General features: G+C 29.4%; 25 protein-coding genes and 1 pseudogene. 12 read left to right on the forward strand and 14 right to left on the reverse strand.

Annotated elements, in window-relative coordinates:
- The 3 genes from M3P09_RS08775 to M3P09_RS08785 form a co-directional block, all read right to left on the reverse strand.
- Positions 1-534, reverse strand: a complete 534-nt coding sequence (locus M3P09_RS08775; protein WP_249972838.1) for a cytochrome b — start codon at positions 532-534, stop codon at positions 1-3.
- 144 nt (positions 535-678) lie between these two features.
- Positions 679-1,113: a MarR family winged helix-turn-helix transcriptional regulator gene (locus tag M3P09_RS08780; protein WP_099565939.1), complete on the reverse strand. Its 435-nt coding sequence runs from the start codon at positions 1,111-1,113 to the stop codon at positions 679-681.
- A gap of 132 nt (positions 1,114-1,245) precedes the next feature.
- Positions 1,246-1,920 carry an NAD(P)H-dependent oxidoreductase gene (locus tag M3P09_RS08785; RefSeq protein ID WP_249972839.1) on the reverse strand — a complete coding sequence of 225 codons (675 nt, stop codon included), beginning with the start codon at positions 1,918-1,920 and terminating at the stop codon, positions 1,246-1,248.
- 237 nt (positions 1,921-2,157) lie between these two features.
- On the opposite strand from M3P09_RS08785, the gene M3P09_RS08790 reads away from it, so the two are divergent.
- A complete protein-coding gene (locus tag M3P09_RS08790) occupies positions 2,158-2,526 on the forward strand; it encodes a winged helix-turn-helix transcriptional regulator (RefSeq protein WP_249972840.1) in 369 nt (122 codons plus the stop codon).
- An 11-nt stretch (positions 2,527-2,537) separates the two neighbouring features.
- Here M3P09_RS08790 and M3P09_RS08795 read toward each other — a convergent pair whose 3' ends face one another.
- Positions 2,538-3,155: a peptidase associated/transthyretin-like domain-containing protein gene (locus M3P09_RS08795; protein ID WP_249972841.1), complete on the reverse strand. Its 618-nt coding sequence runs from the start codon at positions 3,153-3,155 to the stop codon at positions 2,538-2,540.
- 280 nt (positions 3,156-3,435) lie between these two features.
- Here M3P09_RS08795 and M3P09_RS08800 point away from each other — a divergent pair, with 280 nt between their 5' ends.
- Entirely contained in the window at positions 3,436-4,347 is a 912-nt protein-coding gene (locus M3P09_RS08800) for a M23 family metallopeptidase (RefSeq protein WP_249972842.1), read from the forward strand.
- A gap of 36 nt (positions 4,348-4,383) precedes the next feature.
- Here M3P09_RS08800 and M3P09_RS08805 read toward each other — a convergent pair whose 3' ends face one another.
- Positions 4,384-5,433 carry a glycosyltransferase family 9 protein gene (locus M3P09_RS08805; protein ID WP_249972843.1) on the reverse strand — a complete coding sequence of 350 codons (1,050 nt, stop codon included), beginning with the start codon at positions 5,431-5,433 and terminating at the stop codon, positions 4,384-4,386.
- A 193-nt stretch (positions 5,434-5,626) separates the two neighbouring features.
- Between M3P09_RS08805 and M3P09_RS08810 the strand changes: the two genes are divergently transcribed.
- The 6 genes from M3P09_RS08810 to M3P09_RS08835 all read left to right on the forward strand — a co-directional run bounded on the left by M3P09_RS08810 (position 5,627) and on the right by M3P09_RS08835 (position 9,457).
- Entirely contained in the window at positions 5,627-6,169 is a 543-nt protein-coding gene (locus M3P09_RS08810) for an RNA polymerase sigma factor (protein ID WP_233192498.1), read from the forward strand.
- A complete protein-coding gene (locus tag M3P09_RS08815; RefSeq protein WP_099565945.1) occupies positions 6,169-6,711 on the forward strand; it encodes a hypothetical protein in 543 nt (180 codons plus the stop codon). The genes M3P09_RS08810 and M3P09_RS08815 overlap by 1 nt, the downstream gene beginning before the upstream one ends.
- On the forward strand, positions 6,692-7,777 hold the full coding sequence (locus M3P09_RS08820) for a hypothetical protein (protein ID WP_249972844.1): 1,086 nt from the start codon (positions 6,692-6,694) through the stop codon (positions 7,775-7,777). Before M3P09_RS08815 ends, M3P09_RS08820 begins: the two co-directional genes overlap by 20 nt.
- A gap of 84 nt (positions 7,778-7,861) precedes the next feature.
- A complete protein-coding gene (locus M3P09_RS08825; RefSeq protein WP_099565947.1) occupies positions 7,862-8,521 on the forward strand; it encodes a hypothetical protein in 660 nt (219 codons plus the stop codon).
- A 17-nt stretch (positions 8,522-8,538) separates the two neighbouring features.
- On the forward strand, positions 8,539-8,679 hold the full coding sequence (locus M3P09_RS08830; protein ID WP_158231485.1) for a hypothetical protein: 141 nt from the start codon (positions 8,539-8,541) through the stop codon (positions 8,677-8,679).
- Between the two features lie 49 nt (positions 8,680-8,728).
- Entirely contained in the window at positions 8,729-9,457 is a 729-nt protein-coding gene (locus M3P09_RS08835) for a GIN domain-containing protein (protein WP_249972845.1), read from the forward strand.
- 17 nt (positions 9,458-9,474) lie between these two features.
- Here M3P09_RS08835 and M3P09_RS08840 read toward each other — a convergent pair whose 3' ends face one another.
- The 6 genes from M3P09_RS08840 to M3P09_RS08865 all read right to left on the reverse strand — a co-directional run bounded on the left by M3P09_RS08840 (position 9,475) and on the right by M3P09_RS08865 (position 15,522).
- Positions 9,475-10,389, reverse strand: coding sequence for an EamA family transporter (locus M3P09_RS08840; protein ID WP_249972846.1), 915 nt, complete (start codon positions 10,387-10,389; stop codon positions 9,475-9,477).
- Positions 10,390-10,442: 53 nt separating this feature from the next.
- A complete protein-coding gene (locus M3P09_RS08845; protein ID WP_099565950.1) occupies positions 10,443-10,898 on the reverse strand; it encodes a cold-shock protein in 456 nt (151 codons plus the stop codon).
- Between the two features lie 125 nt (positions 10,899-11,023).
- Positions 11,024-11,752, reverse strand: coding sequence for a hypothetical protein (locus M3P09_RS08850; protein ID WP_249972847.1), 729 nt, complete (start codon positions 11,750-11,752; stop codon positions 11,024-11,026).
- A gap of 56 nt (positions 11,753-11,808) precedes the next feature.
- On the reverse strand, positions 11,809-13,179 hold the full coding sequence (locus M3P09_RS08855) for an alpha/beta fold hydrolase (RefSeq protein ID WP_249972848.1): 1,371 nt from the start codon (positions 13,177-13,179) through the stop codon (positions 11,809-11,811).
- Between the two features lie 65 nt (positions 13,180-13,244).
- A complete protein-coding gene (locus M3P09_RS08860; protein ID WP_249972849.1) occupies positions 13,245-13,808 on the reverse strand; it encodes a Crp/Fnr family transcriptional regulator in 564 nt (187 codons plus the stop codon).
- Positions 13,809-13,965: 157 nt separating this feature from the next.
- Entirely contained in the window at positions 13,966-15,522 is a 1,557-nt protein-coding gene (locus tag M3P09_RS08865) for a DEAD/DEAH box helicase (protein ID WP_099565954.1), read from the reverse strand.
- Positions 15,523-15,754: 232 nt separating this feature from the next.
- Here M3P09_RS08865 and M3P09_RS08870 point away from each other — a divergent pair, with 232 nt between their 5' ends.
- Positions 15,755-18,061 (forward strand): S9 family peptidase, encoded by a 2,307-nt coding sequence (locus M3P09_RS08870; RefSeq protein WP_249972850.1) that lies wholly within the window; start codon positions 15,755-15,757, stop codon positions 18,059-18,061.
- A gap of 80 nt (positions 18,062-18,141) precedes the next feature.
- On the opposite strand, the gene M3P09_RS08875 is transcribed toward M3P09_RS08870, so the two are convergent.
- The gene (locus tag M3P09_RS08875) at positions 18,142-18,810 is read right to left on the reverse strand and encodes a hypothetical protein (RefSeq protein ID WP_249972851.1); all 669 of its coding nucleotides are present in this window, start codon (positions 18,808-18,810) and stop codon (positions 18,142-18,144) included.
- Positions 18,811-19,270: 460 nt separating this feature from the next.
- Between M3P09_RS08875 and M3P09_RS17345 the strand changes: the two genes are divergently transcribed.
- The gene (locus M3P09_RS17345; protein WP_255407683.1) at positions 19,271-19,405 is read left to right on the forward strand and encodes a hypothetical protein; all 135 of its coding nucleotides are present in this window, start codon (positions 19,271-19,273) and stop codon (positions 19,403-19,405) included.
- Between the two features lie 67 nt (positions 19,406-19,472).
- Positions 19,473-20,030: an ExbD/TolR family protein gene (locus tag M3P09_RS08880; RefSeq protein ID WP_099565956.1), complete on the forward strand. Its 558-nt coding sequence runs from the start codon at positions 19,473-19,475 to the stop codon at positions 20,028-20,030.
- Positions 20,031-20,039: 9 nt separating this feature from the next.
- On the opposite strand, the pseudogene M3P09_RS08885 reads toward M3P09_RS08880, so the two are convergent.
- Positions 20,040-20,408 (reverse strand): annotated as a pseudogene (locus M3P09_RS08885) (3D domain-containing protein).
- A gap of 137 nt (positions 20,409-20,545) precedes the next feature.
- On the opposite strand from M3P09_RS08885, the gene M3P09_RS08890 reads away from it, so the two are divergent.
- The gene (locus tag M3P09_RS08890; protein ID WP_249972852.1) at positions 20,546-21,841 is read left to right on the forward strand and encodes a dipeptidase; all 1,296 of its coding nucleotides are present in this window, start codon (positions 20,546-20,548) and stop codon (positions 21,839-21,841) included.
- On the opposite strand, the gene M3P09_RS08895 is transcribed toward M3P09_RS08890, so the two are convergent.
- The gene (locus M3P09_RS08895) at positions 21,838-22,710 is read right to left on the reverse strand and encodes a sterol desaturase family protein (RefSeq protein ID WP_249972853.1); all 873 of its coding nucleotides are present in this window, start codon (positions 22,708-22,710) and stop codon (positions 21,838-21,840) included. The genes M3P09_RS08890 and M3P09_RS08895 overlap by 4 nt on opposite strands.

A 22,710-nucleotide genomic window follows, 5' to 3' on the forward strand; every position in this document is an offset into this window, starting at 1 on the left:
TTAAGACATTCTTTTTAAAGTATTTTCTTTTGTTAATGCATAATGTTTTATCACACCCAAAATATGTAAGACTAATAATATCATCATAAAATTGGCTAATAATCCATGAGCTTTAAGAGGCATAATGTTCTCTTTTGATAATATAAGATCAGAAGTTCCAGATTTTAATGCATCAACATAACCACCAAAAATCATTGTTGTTAATCCAGCGATTGAAATCCCTATCAATAAAAAGTAAAAAGTATTATGAATCCAAACAGCAAATTTATCATTGAATTTAGATCCTGTTTTCAAATCTTCTGGTCGTTTAGATTTAAAATATATATAGCTTCGAACTATCGTTAATAAAAAAACAATGATCCCCAATATGGCATGAAGTTTTATAAATCCCATTTTTTCTGACACAGAAAGTTCACTCATATATTTTCCTAAAGGAAATAAAGTTAAAATCAGAATTGCAGTAAACCAATGTATAGCAATGTTTCCCTTGCTATATTTTTGAGTTAAATCATTTTTTATTTCAACTTTAAACATGATACTATAAATTATTTATTATCATCTCCTAACCAAAACACATCTACTGAATACAATTTGAATGATGATATATCCTTTTTTACAAAAGGTATTATATTAATTTGTTGTAACAATATTTGTCATAACAAACATATAAATAAAAAATTATTCAATTAGATTATTAATTATTTTTTTTGATATTTTATTGTATGAATCCATTTCCTTTTTACTAATACCTTTAGATATATTATTTAAAATATTTATTGCAAGAGGCTCTACTAAATCACGTATTTCAATTCCTTTTTTTGTTATAGACAGATTCCAGCTGCGACGGTCATTAGAATCTGACTGCCTAATAACTAGCCCCTTTTTTTCAAGTTTATCAACCATCCTTGTAATATTTGCGTTGTCTTTAAAAGTTAATTTTGCTACTTCTTTTTGTGTCAAATTAGAATTTTCATTTAATCTGTTAAGAATTGCCCATTGTTCAGGTGTTACATCTATTTTATTATTCTTTATAGCTGAACTAAATTCCCTCTTTAATAATAACGCCGTCATGTTGATTAAATACCCAGCAGAATTGTCTAAAAATGATTCCATTTTATATTTGTCATGTAATTAGATAACATGACAAATATAAAATATATATCCTTATTATAGTTAAAACCTCAGATAAATAATCATTACATAATTAAGAGTAGTTTGTACATAATTTTTAAAATAACGATATATCTATTTCCAAGTAACAATCTCATCAAATTTTCGTCTAGATTTAGCATGTGGCGGTTCTGCTTTTCTATATCCGAAAGCTACCATATATGATAAGCCATATTTATCTGTATCAATCCCGAACCGTTCCTTTAATAAGGATTCTGTTTTTTCTTCATGAAAACCTTCAATAGGGCAGCTATCAATGCCTATCAATGCAGCAGAAGTCATCATGTTTGCTAATGCAATATAAGTCTGTTTTGATGCCCAATCGAATAGTTTTTTATCAGTATCTAAATTAAAATCACTTTCTTGAAATTCTCGATAAAATTTTGAATATATTTCTATAGCATCTTTTGGCAATTGTTTTACATCTTTCATTATATGCATTATATATTCAGAATCCCATTTTGTCATAGGTGTTTTCATGCTTAACCCCAATATAAAATGGCTTGCTGTATCTAACTTTAAAGGAGCTCCCCAAGCAACTGGCTTTAATAACTCTCTCAATTCTTTATCTTGAACTACCACAAAATGCCAAGGTTCAAAACCAAAAGAGCTTGGTGATAAATTTGCTGTTTTCATAATAAAATTAATGTCTTTATCTGATACCTTTTTAGTATCATCAAATTCTTTGGTAGCATGTCTGTATTGAAATGCGTTTAGAATCTCTTCTTTTGAAATGTTTGGTGTATTCATTTTACTTTAATATTAGTTTTTATTCATTATACAATTATACTATCAAAAGTATAGTGACAAAAGTATATATAGTTTATGTTTCTCACAATAACGGTCAAAAATGATAGTCTACATTATTTTATAATATATTTTTCATATAATTGATTATCAATCATATATAATAAAAAAAATAAACTATAAAAAGTATAGTTGTATAATTAATTATAGTGTTGTAGCTTTGCAATACAAAAAAACAAAATGGAAATAGAGCTTAAAAAACGGCTTATAAAATATAACGACAAACTGTTTTCATGCACCACAAGTATTGCTATGGAACTTATAGGTGGTAAATGGAAAAGTGTTATTTTAATTTATCTGATTGATGGTAAAAAGCGCTATAATGAGCTTTACAAATTAATATCAACAATTACGGAAAGAACCTTAAGTCTACAATTAAAACAATTAGAAAAAGATGGGTTGATAAAAAGAAAGGTTTATACCAAAAAACCGCCTTTAAAAGTAGATTATGCTTTAACACCTTTTGGAGAAAGTTTAGTACCCGTTTTAACTGCCATTGCCCAATGGGGGAAAACTGTAGCTGATGAAAAGGGAGAAATTATAGAGTAAGGAAAAGATATCTATTTATATATCTCTAATTCTTTACCTAAAATAATATCTCTTTTTGCTACAAACAAACCTTCTTTTTTATCAAGTTTAAGAATTCTGTTAGGATTTGTTTCTTCTATCTTTGTACGACAAGATTTGGTTAATAAAGGATCGTTATCAAAAACAAAAGATTCAATTTTGTATTCAGGTTTGCTAGGTTCTTTAATAATTGGGTGAATTTGAGTCAACTCATTACCAAATATGTATTTTCCTGGAACGAAAGTATAGAACGTATAACGTCCATCAGCATCGGTTCTCACCCATCCCCTATGTTTTACATAGCGTTTTTTGTTATGCCTTTTCAATTCAAAATTACCATCCTCATCTGCCTGATTTATAAATAGAAGTACATTTTTTGCAGGAGTTACACCATCATTTTCATAAATGGTTCCAGTAATTTTAAGTTTATTAGATCTAGATGCAAAATCTGGAATTGTATCAACACTATTTAATTGTTTTTCCGAGTAATCGTAAATAGGGCTACGTTTCTTATAATTTGTAGGAATTTTATCTGAAGCTTCTTGAGCATTGATAGTTTGAAAAGTTGATATAAAACAAACTAAGCAAAAAAGAGTAATTAGATTTTTCATGGGGCTGAAATTTATAATTTGCTTAAAATTAAACCATTAGCTTTATAAAAAACTAAAAACCTTATTAACTCCAAAATTTAACGATGAAATGATTTAGTTGGTAAAAAACATCGATGAAAGAACATTGTTTTTTAAATCATAGAAAATAAGTAAAATAAAAAATCTAACAATACATTAACATATTTTACGTTATTTTAATTTAAATTCGTAAGTCGAAAAATTAACCCTAACATTGTTCATGATGCAATCTACTGTTTTGCATTATTGAAATTTTATAAGTATGAAATTATTAACAACCCTAGCCCTGTTAATACTAACCTTTTCTAGCTTTGGTCAAAATAAACCAAATTCACCAAACTTATTAGATCTATCAAATTTTCCACATAGTAAAACAGTTGATAGTATTGAAGATTCAATAAACGTCAAGCCAATAATTGATATTAAAAAAGAATATTGGAATACTAATGTTTATAATCCGTATAAGAAAGTAAAAATTAATTTTCCGATAGAAATTAAATTTACAGATAGTAATTACACCTCACCAATTGCTTTTAAAAAAGTAATTACATCTCGGTATGGTTGGAGAAGAGGAAGAGCACATAGGGGAATTGATATTGATCTTGTAACAGGTGATAGTGTTGTAGCTATGTTTGATGGTATAGTTCGTTTTGCGAAATACAATTCAGGGCATGGAAGAACAGTAATAGTAAGACATTATAATGGGTTAGAAACTGTATATGCTCATTTATCTAAATATTCGGTTAAGGCAAATGATACTGTAACAGAGGGACAACTCCTTGGTAAAGGCGGTGTGTCTGGAAATGCAAGAGGAAGTCATTTGCATCTAGTTATAAACTATAAAGGAGTCTCCATTAATCCAGAGTATTTATTTGATTTTGGTAAAAACAACTTGGTGCGTTCTAAAAATATATGGGTAACTAATAACTGGGTACAACCTGGATTACACAGCTCAAAAAGGCAAACAAAAATAACTGTTTTAAGTACAAAAGAAGAAGCCATTGCTAGCTTAGAAAAGCGCAAACAGATATATATAGTAAGGCGTGGTGATACACTTTCTGAAATTTCATCAAAAAACAATTTATCTATAGCTTCAATTTGTAAAAGCAATTATATAAAAAGAACAACTCCAATAAGAGTTGGTCAAAAGCTAATTTTAGAATATACTTTTTAGAAAAATAACACCGTTTACTTTACAAAACTTATCTTACTAGTTAAGAATATTTTGTATGGACACAAACCAATCATCAATATTGCTTTCGTTAGTATTTAAAGCTATACTTTTATTTCCGTAAGGTGCATAAATATTTTCATTAGTAACAGAAAAGAAACCAATTGTTGGTGTTAGTGAAGCGCTGGCAAGGTGCATAACACCATTGTCGGCAGCAATAAATACTGACGCATTTCTTATAATTGCTCCCATTTCGCGAATATCTTTACTATAAAAATGTGTTGCTTTAAAGTTTATTTTTGAAATGTTTTCAATAGGTAACATTTCAATGATATTAAACTTATTCTCATATTCATTTTTTAATCTCAAATAAAACGTATTCCACCATTCTTCAGAATAACATTTGTTTCCAGTTGCATTAGTATAAATGCAAATGGTTTTTTTATCATTTTTAACAATATCCTTTAATATTTTTTTTCCTTGTAAAACTTCAGAATCATTCAGCTTAATATTTAAAACCGGAACATCAGTATCATTCTCTTTATAACCTATTTTAGTTAAATAATAGCGTAGATTATAAACAGGGTATTTAGCAATATGTTCATAATCTCCATATTTTAGTTGAATGGATTCATTAACATCTCCAAAAACTTTGTAGTTAGCATTTGAGATTTGTGTAAGTAATCGTCCAGATGATGAGTTTTTATCACCATTTATAACCAAATCATAATGCTTTCTTTTTATCGAGATCCAACATTTAACGTACTTAAATAAGTGATTGAATGGTTTTTTAGGCAGCTGAAAAATATTATCTATTTCTTTAAAATTTTCAAAAACTGGATATGCTACACCTCCTTTTACAAATAAATCGACTTTACAATTTGGGAATGTATCAATAACTTCTTGAACTATTGGTGTTAATAGTAGCTGATTACCTAATCTGTGATTAGGCCTTATTATCAATACTTTATTTATTTCAATTTTTGTATTCGCATCAAATTCTGGTTCAGTTTGAGAACTACCAATATTTTTGGTAATAAAATGCATAATCTTTCTTCTGTATACATTTATACTATTTGGTACTTTCATAAATTTGATTCTAGAGGAAGTCTATTTTAATAGTTGTCAAAACTACAAATAACCATAGAGTTGTCAAAACTTTATAAAAAACATGTAAATATATTTTAATTATAAATGCAACCTTTTAATTTTTGTATTGTCTATAATAATAGCTTAAAAAATAGAGGTATTTTTAGAACGAATTTGAGCCACTAAAACCCAATTGGAAACCAACATATTATATACTCACAAAGAACTTGTAGAGCAAAGCAAGTTAGGAGATAGAAATTCGCAGTATAAGCTTTATGAGCTATATGTTGATGCTATGTACAATGTAAGTCTGAGAATGGTTCGAATAAAAGAAGATGCCGAAGATATTGTACAAGATAGTTTTGTTGAAGCCTTTAATAAGCTAGATTCTTTTAAATACGAAAGCACATTTGGGTCTTGGTTAAAAAGAATCATAATAAACAAAAGCATTAATCACTTAAAAAAACGAAAAATACTAGCAACTCCTATTGAAGATCAAATGTATCGTATAAAAGCAGAAGAAAATGAAGAAGAAGCGCCTCAAATGGAAATAAAAAAAGTTATTAAAGGTATACGTTTATTGCCAGCAGGTTACCAACAAATTATTAATCTTTATTTAATTGAAGGTTATGATCATATAGAAATTGGCGAGATTTTAAATATTTCATCATCAACTTCTAAATCACAATATCACAGAGCTAAGAAAAAATTAATTGAAATTGTAAAGACATTGTAATGGATAATTTCGAAAAAAACATAAGAGATAACAAAGCCCTTTTTGATGTACACAAAGCTGATAAAAGTAAACTTTGGGCAAATATTGAACCTAGATTAGAATCGCCAAAACAAAAGGTAAAAACTATAAGATTATGGAATACTCCCGTATTTAAAGTAGCCGCTACTATTATTATTGCTTTGGGGGTGTTCACACTAATCAATACAAGGCTCAATAATAATAGTGAGCAAAACAACTTTGCATCTCAAGAATTAAGCGATATAGATATGCATTATAAAGCATTAGTGGCGTACCAAGTAAAGCTTGTTAAAAACAATACTCAATTATCATTTGAAGAGAAAGAAGCATTTTTACTTTTTATGGATGAATTAGATGATGAGTACGAAGTATTAAAAGAAGAATTGCAAAAAGACTTAGACTCCGAGCGTGTATTGGAAGCTATTGTAATTAATTATAAGAAACGAATTGAATTAATAGAGAATTTATTAAATCAAATTAATAGTTCTAAAAAAATGGAAAGTGATGATGTATACATGTTATAAAAAAATAGTGTTACTTGTTTTCTTAATGGTTGGTTTTTCTATGTATTCGCAGGAAACCCTAACTAAAAAGATTGAAAAAACATTCGAAATGACTAATGCTGGAGAGCTACATTTAAATAATAAATATGGCAACATAATAGTTAATGGCTGGGAACAAAACAGTATGAAATTAACTATAAATATAAAGGTAACTAACAAGAAAAAAGATAAAGCAAAAGATATTTTAGATAGAATAGATACAGATATTAAAGAGGCAGGAAACTTTATAAGCATAGCTTCTGAAATTTCAGATAAAAACAAAAGTCTCTTTTCTAGATATTTTAACAAAGTGAACCCTTTTGATTTGGATAAAAGTAATGTTGAAATAAATTATACTATTTATATGCCTATTAATGCAGAGATAGAGCTTACTAATAAATTTGGAGACGTAATTTTAGAAAATTGGACAGGGAAATTAAAAGCAAATTTACAACATGGTGACCTTTGGATTAATGAAGCAATCACTAATGCTAACATTGATATTAAGTTTGGTAAACTTAGAGCTAAGTCTATTACCTATGGTTCAATTAGTTTAAAAAATGGAAATGCTAGCATTGAAGAATCAAAAGATTTATTACTGAAAACTAGCGGAAGCACTATAGAAATTGGCAACGTAGCAGATTTAGAATTAGTTTCCAGTAAAGATGAGATTTTAATTGAGCAAGTTGGTGTAATACATGGGGAGCTTATGTTTTCTAACGCACAAATTAGTAAAGTAAATAGTAATATTGATTTAATTATGAGGGTTGCCGAACTTAGAGTATCTAAAGTCAATCAACCCGATGCAGTGGTAACAATTAATCAGGAATCTTCAGATATAAACTTAAACATATCCGATTTAGAGTTTAAACTTGATGCCACATTAGAACAAGGTTTATTACGCTTGCCAAAAACATTTTCTAACATTAATACAACAATGATAGATAAAGGTAAAAGAATACGAAAAGTTAATGCTACCTATGGCAAAATGAATCTTGGAGTATTTACATTTACAGGAAAAAAAGGTATAATAACTTTAAAAGAATAATAGATTTAAAAAAAATCAATAGAATATGCAACCTATATAATTTTTGGTTGTCTATGATATAGTAACTTCATCAAACAAAAAACTATGAATCAAATCAAACTTGCTTTTATTGCTCTCTTTTTATGTGCTGTATACAATTTAAATGCACAAGAATCTGATGATGATTATATTGAGTTTAACGATAGAAAAAACACTGTACATGGTGTTTATATGGGTTTAGCATTTCATTATGGAAAAATTAATAAAGTAGATACCTATTCAACAAGTTTTAAAGTAGCCTATGTAGCAAATCAACAATTTGAAGTTGGGTTTGTAGGCGTAGGATTTTATTCTGATGTAAACCTACCAGGACCTTTTGTTAATAATAGAGACTTAGTTGGTGCCTATGGTGGTTTACATTTAGAGCCCATTTTATTTAGCAAATCCAAAGTAAATCTGTCATTTCCTTTACTAATTGGTGGTGGTGGAATTGATTTACTAGAAGAAAACCTGATTAATAACGACGATTTTGATCACTTAGATGATGAAAGGTGGAAGGCCATTTTTGTAGTAGAGCCAGGCATAAATGCATTATATAACATTTCGAGGTATTTACAGCTAGAAGCTGGTATTAAATATCGTTTTTCTAGTAAAGTTGATTTTCAGCCAGACTATTCCTTATCAAGAATCGACGGGTTTTCTGCTGGTATAGGTATAAAAGTAGGAGTATTTAATATGGGGAGAAACCGATATAAAAAAAACTAACATAAATTTTTAAACGTATGAAAACTATAAAGACACGATATGTTTTTTCGGAAAAAAATCAAGTTTCAATTAAAATAAATAAAAACGATAACGAATGGTATCCAATAAATTTTCAATGGATTCCTATTCAAAAATTAAATGAAAGTATGAATCAATAAACTGTTCTTAATCAAAACAGTATAATAATAATTTATAAAATCAATCAAAATGAAATCGACCAAGTTATGTGTTCTATTACTAGCTTTGGGGTTTACCCTAAATTCTTGTAGTATAGATACCATTAGGGTAAATGCGGATGATGCTATAACCTATAAAAAAGTTAATATAAAAGAATATGATGCTATAGAAATAGCAAACGGTTTTAATGCCTACGTAACATTTTCTGATACTGAAGAATCTATAGAGGTTGAAGCCAATGCTAATTTGCACAAATATATAATTGCTACAAAAAAGGGTAATAAACTAATTGTTAAAGTTAAAAACAACATAAATATTAGAGGGCAAGAAACCCTAAATGTTTACATCAAAACTAAGTCAATCAGTAATTTTAGTATCGCAGCAGATTCAAATATATACTTGCAAAATACTTTAGTTACAGAAACTGCAAAAATAAGAATAGCTGCAGATAGTTACTTTTCTGGTAAAGTTGAAGTAAGTGACTTAGAACTAACTGCTGCTGCAGATGCTAGAGCAGATTTATACGGGCATGCAAATTATTTGTATGCGGATCTTTCTGCAGATGCTAAACTTTCTGATTATGAATTAGAAGTACAAGATTTAAAAATAAGAATGTCTGCAGATTGCAATGCTAGATTAACTGTTACGAATACCATCGATATAAATGCAATTGCTGATTGCACACTGCGTTATAAAGGTGATGCAGCAATTGTATATAAAAATTTAAAAGCAGATTCTAAAATTATAAAAGTAGACTAATAAAATTAAACGCATTTTTAACGCCCGACACTTCTTGGTTTAAAAGTGCGTTTAGTATTTATAAAATAAACACCCGTTAACAAAATTACTGCTGCTACTATAGACTGAGTTGTAATTTGTTCGTTTAAAACCCACCAGCCCAATAATAATGCAATAATTGGGTTAACATAAGTAGATGTAGCTACTTTTTCTGGAGAGACTTCTTTTAAAAGATAATTAAAAGCCGTAAAAGCAATAATGCTTCCAAAAACAATAAGCCCAAGCATAGACCATTGCACATCGCTATGCCATGTATTTGGCAAAGACCAAGTTTCTCCTAAACATAAACTTGTAATACCTAGCATTAAACTGCCTGTTAGCATTTGGTAACCAGTATTTACAAAATGATTTGATGGCAAATTAGCTTTACCAACAAATATACTTGCATAAGCCCAACTTAGCATACAAGCAAAAATTAAAACCATCCCTAATATTTGCCCCTCTTTAGTAATAATTTCTTTCTGGCTTACCAAAAGAAAAATGCCAATAAAACCTAAAACTACACCAATAAAAGACATAAGAGCTATACGTTTACCATGAAGTATACGCATCATAATAAGTACAACTAACGGCTGCGCAGAAATCTCTAGGGCAGCAAAACCACTATCAATATATTTTAAAGCTAAAACAGCAAGCCCATTACCTAAAGTTAAAAATAAAAACCCCGCAATAGTTGTATTAATTAGTTGTCTTTTAGATATTAAAAGGCTAACCTTTAATGACTTTGCTATTAAAAAGATTATAATACTAGCAATCAAAAACCTTATAGATGCAAGAAAAAATGGAGGTAGTTGAGATACTGCTATCTTGTTTAGTAAATAAGTAGAACCCCAAATAACATATATTGCAAAAAATGCCAATATAATAAATATGGTTTTACGGGGTAAACTCATAAAATGTGAAACTATATAATGTGCTAAAAAACTATATAGAAGATTTTAAGACACTAAATTTTCTTTACTTTAACTGCGTTCATTCCTTTTTGACCACGTTCTAACTCGTATGTGACTTTGTCATTTTCGGTAATTTCATCTATTAAACCACTAACATGAACAAAATATTTTTCTTGGTTTATACTATCTATAATAAAACCAAATCCTTTAGAGTGATCGAAAAATGAAACCTTACCTTCTTTAGCTGTAGGCTCTTCCTCTTCTCTATCTTCTTTTTTAGGAATCCCTAATTCAATGCTTTCAGCCTCTACCTTTTCGCGCATAGCAGGATCTGGTGGTGTATCAGTTAAATTTCCATTAAAATCAACATAAGCAAATTGAATTCCTGAAGTTCCACTAGCTTCTTTTTCTGCTTTTCGAGCTTCTTTCTTTTTTTGCTTTTCTTCTCTTTTCTTTAAGCGTTTTTTTTCTTTTTCAATTTTGTTAAATGTTACTTGCGATTTTGCCATAGTTTAAATTATCCTGCAGATTTTGTATTATTAATAATGTTGTAAAGGTACATCATATTTTTATGATGCTATAATAATCATAGTATTAATAGTGTTTCTGCTCCAAAAGCTATTGAAATACTGGTTTATCCTTTGATAATATCAAAACAATTCCGTGAGCGTTCTGTAAATAAGCTATCCATTAATGTTTTTTTTTGAGAGTCTTGATGACTCTGCCATTCATCCAATGAATATCCAGTTGTTTTTTCAAGCATTTCATGATAAAAAATAATAATTTCATTTTTTCTATCATCACTAGCCAACCCAACATATCTTGACATCATAACGTAATCTTCTAAATGAAAACCTCTAGCGTTCAAAAATGATATGGTTTTTGCCCATTCCCCACTTGGGTTTTCTTTTACCAATTCGTTTGTGTCATAGTACCAAGTATTATGGCGGTATTTATTATCTCCTATAAAGCCCACGTTGTCAAAATTGTAATTATAAATTAAATCATTATCTGGAAAAAAACCTTCAAACTGAACAATGAAAAGTTTGTTTACATGGTGTTTTTTATCTGTAGAAATAAACACATATCTTTCGCCCGATGCAATTGCTTTACCTTGCATTTCTGGTGGATATTCATTAGAATTTGCTATTATTTCAAAATCAAATTTATCCACAAAATCAAATTCTTTATCTACTTTAATTTCAATTTTTGGTAAATCATTTGAAGTTATAACATTGTCTTTTACCCAACGTGTCTCAGGCTTCGCATTAGATTTATTTTCAGTAGAACTTGAATTTTGCTCTTTTTTTGTTTGACAACTTATTAGTAGTGATATACATATTAATAATAGAAATTTATTCATTGATTTTAAGTTTTTATATTTTTTGAATCTGAATAGATATTATAAAAACGAATAATTTAGTTTTTTTTAATATCATTAATAAACTTATTGATATCATCAATTCCAGTTTTTGTAAAACCTGGTAAATGTGTTTTTTCAGGATAAATTACTTGCTTAGCTTTTGGTAAATATTGAAACATTTTGTTTCCATACCATTCAGGCGTCCATGGGTCGAATTGACCAGACAGTATCAAAACTGGTCCTTTATAATATGTCTCAGGCCATTTTCTATTTTTATAAATAGAATTTACTTTCCATACTTTAGCAGTTTTAAAAGAGACATCATTCACTGAGTAGCCATGTAACCAAGGAATCTCTTTTTCTTGTTTAAAAATAATTTCTTCTGTTTCTTCTGATAACTCTTCTCCAATCCATAAAGAATACCTCATGCCTAATGCTTGATTTGATGGTTCTAAATGATAACTTATAATATCTTTTATACCTATGTGCTTTCCGTTAATAATATTTTTAATTGTCGTTGTTGTTTCAGAAAGGCTTTCATGCGAGCTCATTTTGAGAAGCACTACATCTATAAGTTCACTTTTAGTATAATTATATACTTTAGATTCATAGGTCACTTTGAAAACAGAATCCTTTACAGATGAAATATAATTTGTCCATGCTTTGTAAAGTTTATTATCTCCTGAATATTTCTTTAATATTTTCATTAAAGTGCTGTCTATATTTCGAAATGCTTCCTCATCATAATTTACTATATGAGGCAATGGAGAATCTAAAATCAAAGCTTCTACATTTTTTGGATATGTTTGAGCGTAAGCCGTCATTAAATTACAACTGTAAGAGATACCATAAAGAATCATTCTATCAAGTTTCAATGCTTTACGGAGTTCTTCAATATCTTCTATGCTTTCCAAAGTGTTATAGCCATTTAGGTCAATACTTTGAGCTGTTAGTCGCTCATAACACATTCTAATTCCAATGGTTTTTAAACTATCTAATGACTTACCGTAAAGCCCTTTCTTTAGCCCATAAATACGTAAAGAATCAATTTCCTGACATATCAGAGATGGTTTGGAATGGATTGTGCCTCGTTGCTCTAAAACAATAATATCCTTTTTTTTGCCCCATTTGGTCCTAACAATACCATTGGCCATACTTAAAGAAGAATTTCCAGGGCCTCCAGACATAATTAAAATTGGAATACCACTATCTTTTTTAATTTCTGGAATCTTCGATAATATAAATGGAAGTTCAATTAAATTTGACGAGTCCTTTATTCTATTTTCTTCAACAGAAATCCAGCCTTGCTTCCAAATTCTCTCTGTTTTATTTTTTATTGGTACTGGTTTACCTATTATATTGGGTACAGTATTTTTGCAACCAAATAGAATAGTTAAAATTATAAACGAAACAAAATACTTTTGCATTACTATTTTTTAATTAGTAAGAATAGTAATTGATATGTTAAGTTGCATTCACATTTGTTAAGAAATTAAATTTGCTTAACACTCTCTTTTATTCTGCTTAGACTTTGTGGAGCAACTCCAAGATAAGAAGCAATATGCTTTTGAGAAACTAGATTGAATAATTTTGAGTTTTTATCTATAAGATTAAGGTATCGCTCTTTTAAATCTTTAGTTTGAAAATCTTTAAGCCTCTCTACCATCTTTAAATATGCATTCTCAGCTATAACAGTCCTGATTTTTTCAAACTTCGAAAAATCTTCGAAAAATGAAAAGAGAGTACTTCTATTAAATTCATATAATACAGCATCTGTTATCGTTTCTAAATATACATCTCCATGCTTCCTTGTTAAGAAACTTTCGTAATCTGTTGCAAATCCATTTTCCAAAAAAAAATGATGTGTAATATCTACTCCTTCTATTATTCTATAACTACGAAGAATTCCACTTTTAATAAAAAATATCTTTTCTGCCGCTTTATTGGCAAAAAGCAATTGTTCGTTTTTATTAACTTCAATTAATTTAGCTTTAGAAATGAGTAGCTCATATTCATGATCTGAAAAATCAATGTATGCTGAAAGGAAAGATCTCATTTTAAATTGCATTTAAGAATAAAGATACAAAGCTTTAAAATATATAAATAATTTAATAGTATATATTAAACAAACTGAAGGAAATTGCTTTTTTATAAAAGTCAAGCTAATGAATTTATAATCAAATCTCTATATGTGTATAATCGTATAACAAAAACTAATCTTCTGGCGGATAACCATGAATTTGCTCAAAAACATCATCAAAATTTGAACGCAGATAGGAATTTAGTTTTTTTCTGTACTCCCCTTTAAGCCACTCTACAAAATTAAAAGTACTCTTGCTAATACATTTAGTATATCTACCAATTCTAAAATCAATATCGTCTCCAAGCATTTTTGCTAAACCCAAAGCATCATAAACATCTTCGCTGTTTTCAATGCATATTTTAGCGTGCTGCTCTATGGAACGCTCTAAAACTACTTTAGATGATTCTCCAGCTCTAATAGACTCTACATAAGTTTTTTGAATATCAAAATACACATCTTTAGATTTTGAGAATTCTGCACGCAGCTCATCTGGCATTTCATATCTAAAATTGCTTTCTAGTTCTTCATCACTTAGTAAAGCATCTAAATAGTAATAAGGAGATCTAAATATTTTTTGCCAATCTAAATCGTCACCCCAAGCACCAAATCGATGGAAGTTATTTCCTAAATCTATAACATCAAAAGTCTTTTTATTTTTCAATACACGCGAACCACGACCAATCATTTGGTAGTATAATGTTAGCGATTTAGTAGCTCTGTTTAAAATAATACTTTCAACTGTTGGTTCATCAAAACCTGTAGTTAAAATACTTACAGATGTTAAAATAGCATCTGGAGTGTTTTTAAACCATTTTAAAATTAATGCGCGTTCTTTTTTAGTATTGGTATTATCTAAATGAGCAATAGGGTAACCAGCTCTTCTAAAGGTATCATATACATGTAACGAAGTGTTAATTCCGTTATTAAATATTAACGTTTTCTTGCCCTTTGATCGTTCTTCATATGCTTGTATTAACTTAGAAAGCATATCATTATCAGTATATAAGTCTTCTGAAGATTTCACTGTATAATCACCATTGGCACCAACAACCAAAGATGTTAATCCTACATTGTACGAATACATATTGGCACGAGATAAAAAGCCGTTTTCAATTAAGGATTCTATACTCTCGCCTACAATTAATTCATCATAATTATCAGTCATTGGTAAATCTATACTCGAACTTAAAGGCGTAGCTGTTACACCTAAAATAAATGACTGACTAAAAAACTTGAATAGTTTTGTAAATGAATTATAATGGGCCTCATCAATAATAACCAAACCAATGTCAGATATATCTAGTTTGTCATCATTTAGTCTATTATTCAAAGTTTCAACCATAGCAACAAAACAGCTGTATTCTGCTTGGTCACTTAAATCTGCTTTGCTGTCTACTACTTTATTAACTACGTTAAATTCTGTAAGCACATTTGAAGTTTGCTTACATAATTCTATACGATGTGTCATAACCAGCACCTTTTTTTTATGATGCTTTAGGTATTGTCTTACTATTTCAGAAAAAATAACTGTTTTTCCGCCACCAGTAGGAAGTTGATATAATAAATGATAGTCATCTGGAGATTCTTCAAAGGCTGTAAAAATCTTATTAATGGCCCCTTTTTGATAGCTATAAAGATCTTTTCCAGCTTTTCTTTCTTCTAATTCTACAGTAGATATTTTAGACATACATTTGGTTTTCAGACGTGCAAAAATAACACCTTTAAAGGGTTTTTAACGAATGTTTAGGTGTAAAATTTAAAATGAAATTGTAGTTTAGATAAATCAAATTATAAAGCTCTAAAAATAAGACAATTAAATATTATCTTCAATTTTTATTGATCGAAATGTAACAATGTTGTTTTTTTTGCTTCTAACAAGACATTACAATACAATTAACTTTAATCTTATTTTATTAAAAATGAAAACTACAATTTTTAGACTAAGCGGAGTAGTTATGCTATTTTTGTGCATGACTATGCAAGTAAACGCTCAAGATATTACTGGATCTTGGAAAGGAAAAATAGACGTACAAGGCACAGAAGTACCATTGGTATTTGACGTAAAAATGGAAGGTGACACCTATTCATCAACTATGGATAGCCCTTCACAAGGGGCAACGGGCATACCTATGGATGTAACAACATTTGTTGATAATACGCTTACTATTAAGTTTAGTCAAGCTGGTATAAAATACATTGGAACACTTAAGGAAAATAGCCTTACAGGAACTTTTTATCAAGGTGCTATGGAGTTACCTTTAAATCTGACAAAAACAGTTAAAACACTTCCAGGTAATACTGCATTACCAACATCTGACGAAGATTTAGAAAAGCTTGCTAATTGGAATCCTACTAACTACAAATATTCGGTTGAGGATTATTTTGCTAGACCAAAAGCAAGATCGTTTAATTTTTCTCCTAACGGAACTTATTTATCATACCGAGAAAAAGATGAAAACAAAAAGAACCATGTATATGTAAAAAACCTTGAAACAGATGATGTAAAAAGGGTTATTGAAGAAAAGGAAGAGCTTATTAGGGGCTTTGGTTGGGCAAACGATAATAGGTTAGTATATGTTATGGATAAAGGTGGAAATGAAGATTACCACTTATTTGCTGTAGATGTAGATGGTTCAAATCAAAAAGAATTAACGCCTTTCGATGGTGTAAAAGTGAACATTTTGAATGGTTTAAAAGAGGATAAAGATCATATGATTATTTCTATGAATCAAAACAATCCACAAATATTCGAACCATATAAAATAAATATTGTTACTGGAGAGCTTAAGCAATTATACAAAAATGATGATGCTGCCAATCCAATTAATAGTTACGAGTTTGATAAAGATGGTAACTTACGTGGGTTTGCTAAATTACGTGAAGGTGTAAATATTGATTTTTACTATACAACAGATGGAGAAAACTTTGAAGTTAATAAACAATTAAATTGGAAAGATAGCTTTAGTATTTCTTCTTTCAATTATGCAACAGATTATCCGCATGACGCTTATGTTACTTCAAATTTAGATAGTGATAAAACTCAAATTTATTTATATGATTTAAAAGAAGATAAGGTTATTAAAAAACTATTTTCTAATGAAAACTATGATGTTTCTGGATTGTCTTTATCAAGAAACAGAGGTTACGAGCTAGACTATTTTTCTTATGAAGGTGAAAAAAGAAATATTATCCCTGTAAGCAATTATTATAAAAAGTTACATAAAAAAATAACGAGCAAATTTCCTGATTACAGCTATTCGATTGCAGATAAAACTGATGATGAAAGTAAATACCTAATCTTTCTTCAAAGTGATAAACTATATGGTACCTACTACGCTTACGACGCTAAAAAGGATGAGTTTAAATTACTTTACAATTTAATGCCAAATCTTATTGAAAATGATATGGCAGAAATGCGCCCTATTACTTTTAAAAGTAGAGATGGTATTACATTACATGGCTATATTACATTACCAAAAGAAGCCTTAAACGGAGACAAAGTACCTGTGATTGTTAATCCGCATGGTGGCCCACAAGGCATTAGAGATTCTTGGGGTTTTAACCCTGAAGCACAACTTTTTGCGAGTCGTGGCTATGCTACTTTACAAGTGAATTTTAGAATATCTGGTGGCTATGGTAAAAAGTTTTTAGAATCTGGTTTTAAACAAATTGGAAGAAAAGCTATGGATGATGTAGAAGATGGGTTACAGTATGTTGTAGATCAAGGATGGGTAGATAAAGACAATGCTGCAATTTATGGTGGTAGCCATGGAGGTTATGCAGTTTTAAGAGGTTTAACAAAAACACCAGACCTATATGCATGTGGAGTTGACTATGTTGGGGTTTCAAACATTTTTACCTTTTTCGAATCTTTCCCTGAATATTGGAAGCCTTATAAAAAGATAGTTAAAGAAATTTGGTATGACTCTGACATTCCAGAGGAAAAAGCTATAATGACTGAGGTATCGCCAGTATTCCATACAGATAAAATTAAGAAGCCTCTATTTGTAGTTCAAGGAGCTAACGACCCTAGAGTTAATATTGATGAATCTGATCAAATAGTAAGTGCTTTACGCGCCAAAGGTGTTGATGTACCATACATGGTAAAATATGATGAAGGTCATGGATTTGGTAAAGAAGAAAATTCTATTGCACTTTATAAAGCAATGATGGGGTTTTATGCAAAACACTTAAAAAAGGATATTAAACAGCCTTTGAAAGATTAATAATTAAATTTAAAAAAAAGCCTCTTAAATTTTAAGAGGCTTTTTTTTATTATAATATATAAGTATTTTAAAAAATAAAATTATTCTTTAACAACTATAATAGTAGCTTTTACACCTGTAGATAGATTCCATTTATTTCCTGCAATAACATTACCAGTATCATCTATAACATGAAATTCGGCTGTATTAGGCATTGAATAACCTTCGTTTAAAGCAAGAAAGTCTATTTTATTAAAACCTTCTTTTAAATCTAACCTAAAACCTTTTGTACTGTTTGTCAATAAAACACGAAACTCATAGATTTCGTCATTTATCAATACTCGGATATAGTCGCCATCCTGTAAACCAAAATCTCTATAGACTACTCTAACAAATTTGGATTTTGTTTTAAAATCTCCAAAATACTGGTCAGTTGTGCTTCCTTTTGCTCCCAAACCCATTTCTGTCTTTAGGTCTTTAGATTTCTTATCCAATCTATCTACATATAACTCTCCAGGATTGCCAAATTTCTCTCCAAACATAGAAAACTCTTTTTTAGGGAAGTTTAAAGCAGTATTTGCTTTAGGTACAGACATGCCGTTAACTGTATTATTATTTAGAGGTTTTGATGGTAATAATAAATTGGTAGTAGCAGAATCCTTTTTACTTTCTACTGCAGGAATAGATGTAGATTTGTTTTTACTATCTATTTGAGAGTTTGCAGGAAAAACAAAAAAACATAATATGAAAAAAGAAAAATAGTATTTCATCTGTCTATATTCAATCTTTTTTTAGTTAGAATTCATAAATTATGATGGTTAATAAATTCCAAAGAGTTACCAAAACTATTATTTTTATCTGTAATTCATCACATTACAAATGTTATTTAGCATTTATTTAGGCAAAAACCATTCCTAAAGTTAATATTTTAAGTCAAATAATCTATAAAAACCTTACCTCTCCTCTATTTTTAGTTAAAAAATGTTAATTTATTACTTTGTTATGCATAGTACTGTAACAATTTTAATTTTCTGTCGTCTACTTAGTATAAATCAATTAAAAAACAAAAATCATGAGAACATTAAACAACAATCAATTAAGCGGAACTTTGAACAGTACAAAAAGTAATCAATGGAATACTAAAAGACGGTACAGGTAACTACTTCACATACCATTTTAAATGGTATGTGAAATTATTTTTTAAACCCAAACATCATCAATCAAAAAATCATGAGAACACTTATTAAAATATCTAAACATTTAAATTCAATCACTCAAGAAAATTTAATTACCAATAAACGTATCATAAATTTCAATAATTCAGATACGGTTATATGGAAAGGCACCAAGCGCTACGCACATTAAAAACAACTTCTGAACTGTGGTATTGTTTTTGTGAACTTTAGTTTGCATTAACATATAATCCACAAACATGAGACATTCAAAATTAATCCCAGAAGTAAATGCAGGTTCTATGGCAGACATTGCATTTTTATTACTTATTTTTTTTTTAGTTACTGCTACAATTCCTAAAGATAAAGGTCTTAAAAGAATGTTATCCAAGGAATGCCCTCCAGGAGAAATTTGTGATACTCCAATAAATGACCGCAATATTTTACGCATTTTGGTTAACAACAATGATGAAATTATGGTTGATGACGAATTAGTTGCTGTAAGCGATTTAAAAGAAATTACAAAAAGGTTTCTTGACAATAATGGAGATAAAAGTTGTAATTATTGCAATGGATTAAATTCTGACAGCTCATCTGACAATCCTAAAGAAGCCGTTGTATCATTACAAACAGGTAAGCAAACAAGCTACAAGCAGTATATTGAAGTGCAAGATGAACTAACTAAAGCTTATTACGAATTAAGAGAAGCATATAGCTTAAATATTCTTAAAAAAACTACAGATGATTTATCAAAATCTGATTTAAAAAAGGTAAAAGAAGCCTACCCTTTTATTTTATCAGAAGCAATAACAAAATAAGTTTTAATGTTATTCTTTTGGAATCCCATAGCTAATTAAAATCTTTTTTTTGCCCCATTTTTTTGCGGCCTTAACATCAATGCCCATATAAATATCTATACGGTTTTTCCAGCGTTTGTTCATTTTGTCTTTTATTAAATACAAACCTTAAAATCCTTCAATTTTAACTGGTGTATTATGCTTCAGCCCCTTTTTTAAGAGATCTCTAGATACGGCAATATATTTCAAGCCTGGTTTTAAGCTATCACCAAACGCTGTTATATGTGGATTAGAATTTGTTTGATATGCCAACGAGTTATATGCAGTTGCTGTAACTTGTATGGTTTTCCAATCATAAAATTGTTTTACCTCTTCTGCCTCTTTTTTACAATTAAGCATAAGGAAAAAAAGTACAATAATACTTGAAATTCTATACAGCATAGCTTAAATGTTTTATTAAATATACTGATTATAAGGCATTTAAAAAACCATTATAGTTTTTTGTATTTTCACTTTTGAAAACTAACATCTTAAAAATGAAATTCTCAAATTTATTATTCTGTTTACTATTTATACTTTCTGCTTGTAAAAACGACTCTAAAACTGAGAATACTCTTTCGATAGAAGAACGTGCAAAATTAATTCATGAACGCGTTATTACATTAGATACGCATTGCGATATTGACGTGAATAATTTTACAGATTCAATTAACTATACTCAAAACCTAGAATCTCAAGTCAACCTGCCAAAAATGAAAGTTGGCGGTTTAGATGTTGCTTGGTTTATAGTTTATACAGGGCAAGATACTTTAACAGAAGAAGGTTATAAAAAAGCGTATGAAAATGCCATGTCCAAATTTAATGCTATCCATAAGTTGGTAAATGATATTGCTCCTAATGATATTGAACTAGCTACAACCTCAAATGAGGTAAGAAGAATTTCAAAATCTGGCAAAAAAGTAGCTATGATTGGTATTGAAAACGGATACCCTGTTGGCTTAGACATTAAAAATATTGAAAAATTCTATAATCTTGGCGGGCGGTATATGTCGCTTGCACATAACGGACATAGTCAATTATCAGACAGTAATACTGGTGAAGCAGATGATGTTTGGCTGCACAACGGCTTAAGTGATTTGGGAAAAGAAGTCATTAAAGAAATGAACCGTTTAGGCATGATGATAGATGTTTCTCACCCATCAAAAGAAGCCATGAGACAAATGATTGAATTAAGTAAAGCACCTATAATTGCATCACATTCGTCAGCTAGAGCTTTGTGCGACCATAGTAGAAATTTAGATGACGAACAGTTAGAGTGGATGAAAGAGAATGGAGGTGTTGTACAAACTGTTGCATTCAAAAGCTATCTTAATAAAGAGAAAAGTGAAGCGAGAGAAGCGACATTAAACAAGTTAAGAAATCAAGTAGCAGATTCTTTAGGCCTTAAATGGTATGGTAAATGGGAGTTTAGAAGTCTAGACAAACAAATACAAGATTCGCTAAAAGTCAATGATCGTTGGAATTCAATTCCAAAAATTGTAAGTAAAAAAATATCAAAAACACAAGATTTTCCTAAAGAGGTGGATGTAGTAGATTTTGTAAATCATATTGATTATTTAGTAAAAAAAATAGGCTTAAGACATGTTGGTATAAGCAGTGATTTTGATGGAGGCGGTGGTATTAAAGGTTGGAGTGATGCCTCAGAAACCTTTAATGTTACCTTAGAATTAGTAAAACGTGGTTATACTGAAGAGGAAATCGAAATGCTTTGGAGTGGTAATTTATTGCGTGTTTTAGATGAAGTTGAAGCGGTTTCAAAAACACTTAATTAATCATTCTTTTTAAAGCCATAAAGTAATTGCTTAAAAAAGTTTTTAGGCATGTTTTTATCATCTTCATAACCTAATTTAATAGTTCCACTTTTTTCTGGAATGTAATTTGTTTTAAAAAGATAATCCCAGATACTTAAACTGATTCCAAAGTTTACACCGTTTTTACGAACATTTGGTAGCGTAAAAGCATGATGATACAGATGCATAACTGGGTTATTAAAAATATACTTTAAATATCCGTAAGTCAGTTTTACATTGGCATGATTTAGGTGACCAATGGTTATAGCTATAAAATGAACAATAAATGCTTGTTCCGGTTCAAATCCGCCCAAAAGCATAACTACTAAAACCTTTAGCGGTTTATAAAAAATGTTTTCCATCCAGTGGTAACGCAAATGTGCTGCAAACCCCATTTCTTTTACAGAATGGTGCACTTTATGAAACTTCCATAAAATATTATATCGATGCAATAAAACGTGAGTAAACCATTGCACAAAATCTTGAATTAAGAAAAAAACAAGTAGTTGGATCCACATTGGAAAAGTAGCAATGTTAATTACTGCTAGAGATTGAGTGGTTATTCCTAAATCTAAAAGTAATACCTCCAAACATTTATAAATACCACTAATAACAATAGTAAAAACAAAGAAATTAAAAAACATATAAAACCCATCAAGCCAAAAGTCTTTTCTGAAAATAGATTGATTTTTTCGCCAAGGAAAAGTAATTTCTAATACCCAAACGATAAGCGAAATGATTATTAATCCCCAAAAATAGTTTGAATACCAAGGCACATTAAAAATAATAGAATCCCATGTCCAGTTTAATGTTCCCTTTACAGCACCAAAAAAATGTTCAAAATATTTCAT

The sequence above is a fragment of the Jejuia spongiicola genome (assembly GCF_023502325.1).
Lineage (GTDB): Bacteria > Bacteroidota > Bacteroidia > Flavobacteriales > Flavobacteriaceae > Wocania_A > Wocania_A spongiicola.

Excerpts from the sequence above, each read along its gene's own strand:
- M3P09_RS08840 (WP_249972846.1), bottom strand. The coding sequence starts at position 10,389 with ATGAGTTTACCCCGTAAAACCATATTTATTATATTGGCATTTTTTGCA.
- M3P09_RS08800 (WP_249972842.1), top strand. The coding sequence starts at position 3,436 with ATGAAATTATTAACAACCCTAGCCCTGTTAATACTAACCTTTTCTAGC.
- M3P09_RS08790 (WP_249972840.1), top strand. The coding sequence starts at position 2,158 with ATGGAAATAGAGCTTAAAAAACGGCTTATAAAATATAACGACAAACTG.
- M3P09_RS08880 (WP_099565956.1), top strand. The coding sequence starts at position 19,473 with ATGAGACATTCAAAATTAATCCCAGAAGTAAATGCAGGTTCTATGGCA.
- M3P09_RS08795 (WP_249972841.1), bottom strand. The coding sequence starts at position 3,155 with ATGAAAAATCTAATTACTCTTTTTTGCTTAGTTTGTTTTATATCAACT.
- M3P09_RS08820 (WP_249972844.1), top strand. The coding sequence starts at position 6,692 with ATGATGTATACATGTTATAAAAAAATAGTGTTACTTGTTTTCTTAATG.
- M3P09_RS08875 (WP_249972851.1), bottom strand. The coding sequence starts at position 18,810 with ATGAAATACTATTTTTCTTTTTTCATATTATGTTTTTTTGTTTTTCCT.
- M3P09_RS08855 (WP_249972848.1), bottom strand. The coding sequence starts at position 13,179 with ATGCAAAAGTATTTTGTTTCGTTTATAATTTTAACTATTCTATTTGGT.
- M3P09_RS08825 (WP_099565947.1), top strand. The coding sequence starts at position 7,862 with ATGAATCAAATCAAACTTGCTTTTATTGCTCTCTTTTTATGTGCTGTA.
- M3P09_RS08890 (WP_249972852.1), top strand. The coding sequence starts at position 20,546 with ATGAAATTCTCAAATTTATTATTCTGTTTACTATTTATACTTTCTGCT.
- M3P09_RS08860 (WP_249972849.1), bottom strand. The coding sequence starts at position 13,808 with ATGAGATCTTTCCTTTCAGCATACATTGATTTTTCAGATCATGAATAT.
- M3P09_RS08895 (WP_249972853.1), bottom strand. The coding sequence starts at position 22,710 with ATGAAATATTTTGAACATTTTTTTGGTGCTGTAAAGGGAACATTAAAC.
- M3P09_RS08870 (WP_249972850.1), top strand. The coding sequence starts at position 15,755 with ATGAAAACTACAATTTTTAGACTAAGCGGAGTAGTTATGCTATTTTTG.
- M3P09_RS17345 (WP_255407683.1), top strand. The coding sequence starts at position 19,271 with ATGAGAACACTTATTAAAATATCTAAACATTTAAATTCAATCACTCAA.
- M3P09_RS08845 (WP_099565950.1), bottom strand. The coding sequence starts at position 10,898 with ATGGCAAAATCGCAAGTAACATTTAACAAAATTGAAAAAGAAAAAAAA.
- M3P09_RS08835 (WP_249972845.1), top strand. The coding sequence starts at position 8,729 with ATGAAATCGACCAAGTTATGTGTTCTATTACTAGCTTTGGGGTTTACC.
- M3P09_RS08830 (WP_158231485.1), top strand. The coding sequence starts at position 8,539 with ATGAAAACTATAAAGACACGATATGTTTTTTCGGAAAAAAATCAAGTT.
- M3P09_RS08780 (WP_099565939.1), bottom strand. The coding sequence starts at position 1,113 with ATGGAATCATTTTTAGACAATTCTGCTGGGTATTTAATCAACATGACG.
- M3P09_RS08850 (WP_249972847.1), bottom strand. The coding sequence starts at position 11,752 with ATGAATAAATTTCTATTATTAATATGTATATCACTACTAATAAGTTGT.
- M3P09_RS08785 (WP_249972839.1), bottom strand. The coding sequence starts at position 1,920 with ATGAATACACCAAACATTTCAAAAGAAGAGATTCTAAACGCATTTCAA.
- M3P09_RS08775 (WP_249972838.1), bottom strand. The coding sequence starts at position 534 with ATGTTTAAAGTTGAAATAAAAAATGATTTAACTCAAAAATATAGCAAG.
- M3P09_RS08865 (WP_099565954.1), bottom strand. The coding sequence starts at position 15,522 with ATGTCTAAAATATCTACTGTAGAATTAGAAGAAAGAAAAGCTGGAAAA.
- M3P09_RS08815 (WP_099565945.1), top strand. The coding sequence starts at position 6,169 with ATGGATAATTTCGAAAAAAACATAAGAGATAACAAAGCCCTTTTTGAT.
- M3P09_RS08805 (WP_249972843.1), bottom strand. The coding sequence starts at position 5,433 with ATGAAAGTACCAAATAGTATAAATGTATACAGAAGAAAGATTATGCAT.